Genomic DNA, 9078 nt, shown 5'->3' on the forward strand with positions numbered 1-9078 from the left:
CGCTGCGGCTGTCCAGCAGCAGCTCGCCGTGGTGCAGCTGCACGCGGCGCCGGCTGCCGTCCTCGCGCAGATCGGCGGCGCTGGCGCTGTTGAGCCAGAGCTCGGCGCCATCGGCCAGGGTCCAGTGGCCGCTCTGGCCGACCGCCGTGCGCAGATCGGCCAGCGGATGCTGGGCCTGGATCTGCCAGCCCAGCGTGGCCACACCGCCCAGGCCCAGCAGCGCGGCGCCGCTGCGCTTGAGCAGACGGCGGCGCTGCAGCCCGGCGCGCGCCAGTGTTTCCTGGGCCAGCGGCAGGCCCTGCAAGGGGCTCAGGCTGCCCCAGACCGCCTCGACCTCGCGCCAGGCCGCCGCGTGCTGGGGCGAGGCCTGCTGCCAGGCCTGCCAGCGCCGGCGCTCCGGCTCGCTCAGGGCCGGGTCCTGCAGGCGGGCGAACCAGTCGGCCGCCTGCGCCAGCACCTGGCTGTCGGGCCCGCTCATAGACCGCCGCCCTGCTGGCGCAGCCGCAGGCAATGCAGCATCACCTGGGCCATATAGTGCTTGACCATGCGCTCGGACACGCCCAGCTGCGCGGCGATCTCGGCATAGCCCAGGCCTTCCAGCCGGGCCAGCAGAAAGGCACGGCGCGGCCGCTCGGCCAGGCCCGCCAGCAGGCGCTGCACGGCCAGCAGCAGCTCCAGGGTCTGGGCCTGCTGCTCGGGCGAGGGATGGCTGTCCGGCGCCAGCAGGGCCAGGGTTTCAAGATAGGCGCGCTCCAGGTCGCGGCGCTGGCAGTGATTGACCAGCAGGCCATGGGCCACGGTGCTGAGAAAGGCGCGCGGCGCCTGCAGCTGGCTCAGCAGCGCGGGCTGGCGCAGCAGGCGCTCGAAGGTGTCCTGCGCCAACTCGGCCGCCGTCTCCGGGCTGCCCAGCCGGCGGCGCAGCCAGCCCAGCAGCCAGCCATGGTGCTGGCGGTAGAGCAGGGCCAGAGGATCGAGCAGGGTGGACGGGGCACTCATCGGTTGATTTGATAATGCGAACGATTCGCATTATCTCATCGATGACGCCATGCCTTGCCAGCTAGATCGGCAGCTCGGTGTAGTAGCGCCCGCCATGGAAGATCAGCGGCTGGGCGTTCGGGGCCCAGTGGCAGCTCTCGACCTCGCCGACGAAGATCACATGGTCGCCCTCCTGGTACTGGCTGCGGTTCGCGCATTCGAACACCGCCGCGACGCCCTCCAGCACCGGCGCACCGCCGGCGCCCTCGCGCCAGGGAACGCCGGCAAAGCGGTCGATGTCGCGGGTGGCGAAGCGCTGGGCCAGGGCCTTCTGGTCGGCCGCCAGGATGTTGATCGCGTAATGCGAGCCGCGGCTGAACACCGGCATCGAGCCGGCCTTCATCGCCAGACTCCACAGCACCAGCGGCGGCGCCAGCGACACCGAGTTGAAGGAGTTGGCGGTCAGCCCCACCAGGCTGCCGTCATCGGCACGCGCGGTGACGATGGTGACACCGGTGGCGAACATGCCCAGGGCCGAACGGAATTGCTGGCTGTCGAAACCGGCAGCGGAAGGGGGGGTGCTGGACATCGCGCGATTGTCCTTCAGCGGGCATCACCGGGCTCGGCGCTGGACAAATCGGAATCTGTCCCAAAATAGCCCCCATGGCTGAACACACCCACTTCCAGGTTCTTGAGAATCCTCATCTGCCCAGCGCGCCGCGCTATGGCTTCGGCCGCTGCGACTGCCGCACCTGCGGGGATGCTGCGCCGGCCCTGCCGCAGCGCCGGCTGTTCACCGGCCTGCTGGCCGGCGGCGCCGCGCTGGCCGGCCTGCCCGCCTGGGCCCAGGAGGGCGTCAATGTCGGCAAGCAGAGCAAGCTGACCAGCCTGGTGCCGGCCGAGCAGGTCGAGAACGCCGGTGCCCAGCAGTACCAGCAGATGATGGCCGAGGCCAAGCAAAAGGGCGTGCTGGCGCCGGCCAACCATCCGCAGCTGCTGCGACTGCGCGCGATCGCCGAGCGCATCGTGCCGCAGTCCTATGGCTGGAACCCGCGCGCGCGGCAGTGGCGCTGGGAGGTCAATCTGCTCGGCAGCGAGCAGCTCAACGCCTTCTGCATGCCGGGCGGCAAGATCGCCTTCTATTACGGCATCCTCGAAAAGCTCAAGCTCGATGACGACGAGGTCGCGGCCATCATGGGCCATGAGATCGCCCACGCGCTGCGCGAGCATGCGCGCGAGCGCATGGCCAAGACCACGGCCACCCGGGTCGGCGCCGGCCTGCTGTCCAGCCTGCTGGGCCTGGGCAATGTCGGCGACACCTTGCTGAATATGGGTGGCCAGCTGCTGACCCTGAAGTTCAGCCGCGAGGACGAGACCGAGGCCGATCTGGTGGGCCTGGAGCTCGGCGCGCGCGCCGGCTACCGGCCCGAGGCCGGCGTCAGCCTGTGGCAGAAGATGGGCAAGGCCAGCGAAGGTGCGCCGCCGCAATGGCTCTCCACCCACCCGGCCGGGCCGACCCGCATCCGCGATATCGAGGCCAACATCCCCAAGGTCGAGGGCCTGTATGCACGGGCCGAGAAGCCGGCCAAGCAGTTCGAGGTGGCACCGCCGCTGCGCAAGCGCTCTTGAAGCGCGGGGCCGGCGCTTCACCAGCGCGCCGGTAGCGCCTTGCGCAGCTCGTAGCGCCCGGCCGAGCTGCGCACCAGATAGCCGCCCAGCTCCAGGTCCTTCATCAGCTTGGAGACCATCTCGCGCGAGCAGCCCAGACGCTGCGCCATCGCCTGGTGGGTCAGCCGCTCCTGGGGCCCGCTCTCCAGCAGGGCCTTGAGCCGGCCATAGACATCGTGCAGCGCCATCTGCTTGGCCGACAGCGTCGCGGCGCGAGCCAGGCGTATCACCTTGCTCAGCAGTTCCAGCGCGAACTCGGGATGCGCGGCGATATGGGCCAGGATGCTCTCGCGCGTCAACAGCACGCAGCGGCTGGTTTCCTCGGTGATGACGCTGGCCGCGCGCGGCCCGCCGTCCAGGCTCATCTCGCCGACATAGTCGCCGACGCCGTAGACGCTGTAGGTGATCTCGCGGCCGCGGGCATCGCAGCCATAGGCCCGCAAGCGGCCCGACAGCACCAGGTAGAGGCTGTCCCCCTGCGTGCCTTCCTCGATCAGCACGGTGCCGCGACGGTAGCTGCGCACCACGCCGCGCGCGGCCAGTGCCGCCAGCGCGGGCGGCAGATCGGCCAGCGCGGGCTCGAAGATCTGCGCGAGAACGGTGCTGCTATCCATGCGGCGCGGCTTGCGTGGCACCAAGCCACGCCTCCTGCGCCAGATGTTACGGGATGTAGGCCCGGGGCGTCAGTCTCAGTTGTACAGCGCCGACATCAGCGGCGGCAGCACCGCCAGCTGGCGCAAGAGCTCGCGGATGCTGGGCGCACCGGATTTGGCCCGGATGCTCTGGATCTGGGTGCGCACGGTCGAGATCGCCACGCCCTGGGCCTGGGCCACGCTGCTGGGCTCGGCGCCGTCGCTGAGCGCCTTCAGCACCTCGGTCTCGGCCGGGGTCAGGCCATAACGCAGCGCGAACCACTGCGCCGCCAGCGCACCGCAGAGCTCGCGCCGCTCCAGCACCAGCAGCACCGCCGCCTGCTCGACATCGCGGTTCAGCGGCACCACCACCACATTGGCCTGCTCGGCCCCCTCGCCCAGGCGCAGCAGGCAGCGCCGGCCCTCACGCTCGGCATGGGCCAGGGCCTCGAACAGCGGTTTGACATCCTTGGCGCAGCGCGCCCGCAGCTGGCCGCCCAGCAGCTGCAGCGGATGCCGCGCATCCATCGCCAGGCGGGCCGCGCGGTTGCTGTGCAGCAGCTCGCCGCGCTGGTTCAGCAACAGCACGCCGTAGTCCAGCTCCTCCAGCACCAGGCCGAGCCAGTGGCTGCTCAGCGAGGCGGCGCGGCGGCGCTCGGGAACGGCCGTGCTGCGCGAAACGGTGGAAACAGCGGAAACGGTGGCCAAGTCGATTGCATTCATTGCTGAGCTCCCTGAAGCGCTACCGAGTGATGACAGCGTGATCAGAAGCTTAGGGCCAGGTCTTGTGCGGCGGCGGTGAATCTTGGCGCCCGCGTTTGTGAAGTATTCACCTGTCATCCCTAACATAAGGGTTGCTGCGGCGCTCGCGGCCGAAGCTGCTCTCCGGGCCATGGCCGGGAATGAAGACGGTGTCGTCGCCCATCGGCCAGAGCCGCCCGGTGATCGAGGCAATCAGCGTGGCGTGGTCGCCGCCGGGGAAGTCGGTGCGGCCGATGCTGCCGGCGAACAGCACATCGCCGACAAAGCAGCGCTTGGCCGCCACCGAGTGAAACACCACATGGCCCGGCGTGTGGCCCGGGCAATGCCGCACCTGCAGGGTCTCGTGGCCGATGCTGACCGTGTCGCCGTCGGCCAGCCAGCGCGTCGGGGTGAAGGACTCGGCCGGTGGAAAGCCGAACATCTGGCTTTGCTGCGGCAGGCCGTCGATCCAGAACTGATCGCCCGGGTGCGGCCCGATGATGGGCAGGCCCTGGCTGCGCGCCAGCTCGCCGGTGCCGCCGGCATGGTCGATATGGGCATGGGTCAGCCAGATCGCCTTCAGGGTCAGGTCGTGCTCGTGCACCGCCGCCAGCAGGCGCGGCAGCTCGCCGCCGGGATCGATGACCGCCGCCTCGCGGCTGGCATCGCACCAGACGAGGGAGCAGTTCTGCTGGAAGGCGGTCACGGGCAGGGTCAGGTATTGCAGGCTCATGGGAGGCGCGGGCTCGAACCGAAGTGCAAAGCCGCCATTCTGCAGAACTGCGGCGGCAAGGCCGCCAACCCTCGGTTACATTGCATCGCACGAGCCGCATCAACAATAGAAAAATCGTTAGGCACCATGAACAAGGCCTGTGTTCGCGCGCAGTACCTCGACGACCTGCTGATGCGCCATCTGCGCAGCTTTCTCGGCGACATCGAGCCGGATGCGATGGCCTTGCTGCTGCAGCATCTGCAATGGGTGGAGCTGGCCGGCGGCCAGACCCTGATGAGCCAGGGCGAACCCGGCGACGCGATGTACCTGACCGTCAGCGGCCGGCTGCGCACCTATATCAGCGACGAGGACGGCCGCCAGCGCATGGTGCGCGAGATCAGCCGCGGCCAGATGGTCGGCGAGATGAGCCTCTACACCGATGAGCCCCGCTCGGCCACCCTGGTGGCGATCCGCGACACCGTGCTGGTGCGCCTGGGCAAGGCCGAGTTCAGGCAGCTGCTGGCGCTCAGCGGCCAGGTCTCGATCGCGCTGACGCGGCAGATCATCAAGCGGCTGCAGACCGAGGGCGCCCGCTCCGCGATGGACCGGCCGGTGACCATCGGCCTGCTGCCGATCAGCGCCGGGGTCGATCTCGGCACGTTTGCGAGCGCGCTGGCCGAACAGTTGCGCAGCATCGGGCGGGTGGCCGTGGTCGATGCCGACCTTCTGGACGCCGACCTGGGCCTGCCCGGCATCACCCACCGCGAGCAGGGCGATGCCGAAGCCGACCGCAGCATCGCGGTGCGGCTCGACGAGATCGAGGCCGAGCACGATTTCGTGCTGCTGCTAGGCGACGCCACGCCGACCTCCTGGACCTATCGCTGCAGCCGCCATTGCGACGAGCTCTATCTGCTGGCCGACGCCGATGCGCCGCCGCTGATCCACCCGATCGAGGCGGAATGCCTGGTGCGGCGCCCGCCGCGCACCGACGCGGCCGAGATCCTGGTGCTGCTGCACCCGGCCGAGCGGCGCTCGCCCGCTGGCACGGCCGCCTGGCTGGAGCGCCGGCCGCTGACCGATCATCTGCACATCCGCCCCGCGCTGACGCGCGACATGGCCCGGCTGGCGCGCCTGATCAGCCGCACGGCGGTGGGCCTGGTGCTGGCCGGCGGCGGCGCGCGCGGCATCGCCCACCTCGGCGTCTACCGGGCGTTGCAGGAGCGCGGCATCGAGATCGATGTGGTGGGCGGCACCAGCATCGGCTCGGTGATGGCCGGCTATGTGGCCACCGACCGGGGTTTCGAGGCGGTGCTGGCCAACGCGCGCAAGGTCTTCTCGGCCAAGCCCACCAGCGACTTCAACCTGATCCCGCTGCTCTCGCTGATCAAGGGCCGGCGCCTGAGCGGCCTGGTCGAGACCGCGCTGCGCGAGCTGACGGGCCAGGACCATGTCAGGGTCGAGGATGTCTGGAAGACCTATTTCTGCGTCGCCACCAACTACTCGAAGGCCAGCGAGCACATCGTGCGCCGCGGTCCGATGCGCAATGCCATCCTGGCCAGCATTGCCATCCCCGGCGCGCTGCCGCCGCTGATCATCGACGGCGATCTGATGTGCGACGGCGGCACCTTCAACAACTTCCCCGTCGACGTGATGCGCGGCATGCGTGGTGTCGGCCGCGTGATCGGCGTGGACCTGAGCTTCCGCAAGCCGCGCCGCATCACCCATGAGGACGTGCCGGGCACCTGGGCGCTGCTGCGCGACCGGCNGTGGACCTGAGCTTCCGCAAGCCGCGCCGCATCACCCATGAGGACGTGCCGGGCACCTGGGCGCTGCTGCGCGACCGGCTGCGCCCGCGTGCCCAGCGCCGCTACCGCCTGCCCTCGCTGACGGCCTTTCTGATGAACGTCACCGTGCTCTACAGCGTCTCGCGCCAGCGCCAGGCGCGCAAGCTGACCGATGTCTATATGAACCCGCCGCTGGACCGGGTCGGCATGCTGCAGTGGAAACGCTTCGAGCACATCGTCGCGCAGGGCTATGCCCATGCCTGCGAGGTGCTCGATGGGACCGCCCCCGTGCCGGCCGGCGACGACTGAGCCCGAGGATCGCCATGAACCAAGCACGTGCTCTGCTGCAAGGTCTGATCACCCGCTGGAGCCAGCGCCGCCCGGCCAGCGCCGACGCGCCCGCAGCGCTGGATCCGCGCCTGCAGGCCTGCGCCGACAAGATCTGCAGCGCCGCCGAGGCGGTGGCCCGGATTCGCGCCGGCGAGCATGTCTTCGTCGGTACGGCCTGCGCGACACCGCGCAGCCTGGTGGCGGCGCTGGAGGCGCACCGGCCGACGCCCGCCGATGTCGAACTGCTGCACTTCCTGACCGACCATGCGCTCGCCCATGATGCGGCCGGCCAGCCGCAGACGCGCTTTCGGCACCGCAGCTTCTTCGTCGGCCAGGACATGCGCGCCGCCGTGCGCCAGGGCCTGGCCGACTATGTGCCGATCTCGCTGGCCCGCGTACCGCAGCTGATGGCGATCGGCCGCATCCCGGTCGATGTGGCCCTGATCCAGGTCTCGCTGCCCGACGAGTTCGGCTATGTCAGCCTGGGCCTGTCGGTCGATGTGATCCCGGCCGCCGTGGCGCGCGCCCGCCTGGTGATCGCCGAGCTCAATCCGCAGATGCCGCGCACGTTGGGCGACTCGATGCTGCACATCGGCGAGATCGACCATCTGGTGCCGGTCGACACGCCGGTGATTGAGTACCGCCATCCGGCCCAGCCGGGCGCCGTGGTCGAGAGCATCGCACGCTACATCGGCAGCATCATCGACGACGGCTCGACCCTGCAGATCGGCCTGGGCCGCTTCAGCAACGAGGCCTTGAAGTACCTCAGCGATCGCCAGGACCTGGGCATCCACTCCGACGTCATCACCGACGCCATCATCCCGCTGCTGGAGCGCGGCATCCTGACCGGCAAGAAGAAGAGCCACCAGGTCGGCAAGATCGTCTGCAGCTTCGCGATGGGCTCTCAGCGCCTGTACGAGCTGATCGACCGCAACCCGCTGTTCAGCTTCCAGCCGATCGAGGCGGTCTGCGATGCCTGGACCATCGCCCGGCAGCACAAGAGGGTGTCGGTGACCCAGGCCTTCGCGGTGGACCTGAGCGGCCAGGTCTGCGCCGACCAGTTCGGCGGCGATTTCTACGGCGGCCTGGCGGCCCAGGCCGAGTTCCTGCAGGGCGCCTCACGCTCGGTCGGCGGCAAGGCCATCATCTGCCTGGCGTCCACCGACGAAGAGGGCAAGACCTCGCGGATCCGCGGCATGCTGCAGGCCGGCGAGGGCGTCGCGATCGCGCGCAGCGATGTGCATTACGTGATCACCGAGTACGGCATCGCCTATCTGTTTGGCAAGAGCATCCGCGAACGTGCCGTGGCGCTGATACAGATCGCCCACCCCGAGCACCGCGCCGCGCTGCTGGAGCAGGCCAAGGCCCTGGGCTATCTGCCGGCCGAGCAGCAGCTGCGCAATCTGCGCGCCTATGCGGTCGAAGAGGAGGCCCAGGTCACGCTGAAGGACCGGCGCCAGGTCTTGCTGCGCCCGGCCGGCGCGGCCGACGGCGACGCGGTGCGCGCGCTGTTCCACCGCATGCCCGAGCGCGATGTCTACACCCGCTTCTTCCGCCGGATCCGCGGCCTGTCGATCGCCGATGTGCAGCGCCTGTGCAATGTGAACTGGGAGACCGAGGTGGCCCTGGTGGCCGTCACCGGCCCCCGCGAGGACCCGCAGGTCGTCGCCCATGCGCTCTATGTGCTGGACCCCAGCACCAATCTGGCCGAGACCGCCTTCATCGTCCACCCCGACTGGCAGGGCACGGGCCTGGGTGCCCAGCTGCAGCACCATCTGGCCGCCCATGCCCGGGCCGCCGGTGTGCTCGGCTTCGTCGCCGAGATCCTGCCGAGCAACGAGCACATGATCCGCCTGGCCAGGCAGGGCGCCAGCCAGGTCAGGACCGAGGACATGGATGGCACGGTCAGGGTGACGGCGCTGTTTTGAGCGCGGCCTCCGTCAGCTGCAGCTCGCGGCGCAGGGCCGTCGCTTGCAGGAACTGCGCACGTTGGATCGGATCCTCGAAGATCGCCGCCTGCGCGATCAGCCCGCGTCGGGCGGCGGCCAGAGTGGCGGCCAAGCATGGGGCGTCAAGCGGGTCCTGCTGCTGCGCCAGTACGCGGGCGCACCAGATGGCGGCGTCCGCCTCGTCGTCCTGCCAGCCGCCGCGGCCGGCCACCGCGGCCAGCACGGCCTCGACACCGGCCCGTGCGCCGCTGGCGTCACCGGCCTGCTGCAAGGCGCAGGCGACGCCG

Annotated in this window: 11 protein-coding genes; 4 read left to right on the top strand and 7 right to left on the bottom strand. The window is 69.9% G+C overall.

Annotated elements, in window-relative coordinates; all coding sequences use genetic code 11:
• The 3 genes from PO768_RS26445 to PO768_RS26455 all read right to left on the bottom strand — a co-directional run.
• On the bottom strand, positions 1–478 hold a 478-nt coding region (locus tag PO768_RS26445; protein WP_272648437.1), incomplete at its 3' end, for a DUF4880 domain-containing protein.
• Positions 475–996 carry a sigma-70 family RNA polymerase sigma factor gene (locus PO768_RS26450; RefSeq protein ID WP_272648438.1) on the bottom strand — a complete coding sequence of 174 codons (522 nt, stop codon included), beginning with the start codon at positions 994–996 and terminating at the stop codon, positions 475–477. The genes PO768_RS26450 and PO768_RS26445, both read right to left, overlap by 4 nt.
• 61 nt (positions 997–1057) lie before the next feature.
• A complete protein-coding gene (locus PO768_RS26455; RefSeq protein ID WP_137942482.1) occupies positions 1058–1564 on the bottom strand; it encodes a flavin reductase family protein in 507 nt (168 codons plus the stop codon).
• Between the two features lie 74 nt (positions 1565–1638).
• On the opposite strand from PO768_RS26455, the gene PO768_RS26460 reads away from it, so the two are divergent.
• Positions 1639–2604, top strand: a complete 966-nt coding sequence (locus tag PO768_RS26460; RefSeq protein WP_272648439.1) for a M48 family metallopeptidase — start codon at positions 1639–1641, stop codon at positions 2602–2604.
• 17 nt (positions 2605–2621) lie between these two features.
• On the opposite strand, the gene PO768_RS26465 is transcribed toward PO768_RS26460, so the two are convergent.
• The 3 genes from PO768_RS26465 to PO768_RS26475 all read right to left on the bottom strand — a co-directional run bounded on the left by PO768_RS26465 (position 2622) and on the right by PO768_RS26475 (position 4749).
• On the bottom strand, positions 2622–3257 hold the full coding sequence (locus tag PO768_RS26465; RefSeq protein WP_137942480.1) for a Crp/Fnr family transcriptional regulator: 636 nt from the start codon (positions 3255–3257) through the stop codon (positions 2622–2624).
• Positions 3258–3332: 75 nt separating this feature from the next.
• Complete coding sequence (locus PO768_RS26470; protein ID WP_171018218.1) at positions 3333–3998, bottom strand: helix-turn-helix transcriptional regulator; 666 nt, start codon at positions 3996–3998, stop codon at positions 3333–3335.
• A 106-nt stretch (positions 3999–4104) separates the two neighbouring features.
• Positions 4105–4749, bottom strand: a complete 645-nt coding sequence (locus PO768_RS26475) for an MBL fold metallo-hydrolase (RefSeq protein WP_272648440.1) — start codon at positions 4747–4749, stop codon at positions 4105–4107.
• 300 nt (positions 4750–5049) lie between these two features.
• Between PO768_RS26475 and PO768_RS26480 the strand changes: the two genes are divergently transcribed.
• Genes PO768_RS26480 through PO768_RS26490 form a run of 3 tightly spaced genes read left to right on the top strand, consistent with a single transcriptional unit; the run spans position 5050 to position 8770 of the window.
• Entirely contained in the window at positions 5050–6504 is a 1455-nt protein-coding gene (locus tag PO768_RS26480) for a patatin-like phospholipase family protein (protein WP_442953304.1), read from the top strand.
• Positions 6495–6821, top strand: a complete 327-nt coding sequence (locus tag PO768_RS26485; RefSeq protein WP_272648442.1) for a hypothetical protein — start codon at positions 6495–6497, stop codon at positions 6819–6821. The genes PO768_RS26480 and PO768_RS26485 overlap by 10 nt, the downstream gene beginning before the upstream one ends.
• Before the next feature lie 14 nt (positions 6822–6835).
• Entirely contained in the window at positions 6836–8770 is a 1935-nt protein-coding gene (locus tag PO768_RS26490; RefSeq protein ID WP_272648443.1) for a GNAT family N-acetyltransferase, read from the top strand.
• Here PO768_RS26490 and PO768_RS26495 read toward each other — a convergent pair.
• The coding region (locus PO768_RS26495; RefSeq protein ID WP_272648444.1) for a hypothetical protein at positions 8748–9078 on the bottom strand (331 nt) is incomplete at its 5' end. The two genes, PO768_RS26490 and PO768_RS26495, sit on opposite strands and share 23 nt — an antisense overlap.

Origin of the sequence: Paucibacter sp. XJ19-41, assembly GCF_028462495.1 — a bacterium.
Taxonomy (GTDB): domain Bacteria; phylum Pseudomonadota; class Gammaproteobacteria; order Burkholderiales; family Burkholderiaceae_C; genus Roseateles_E.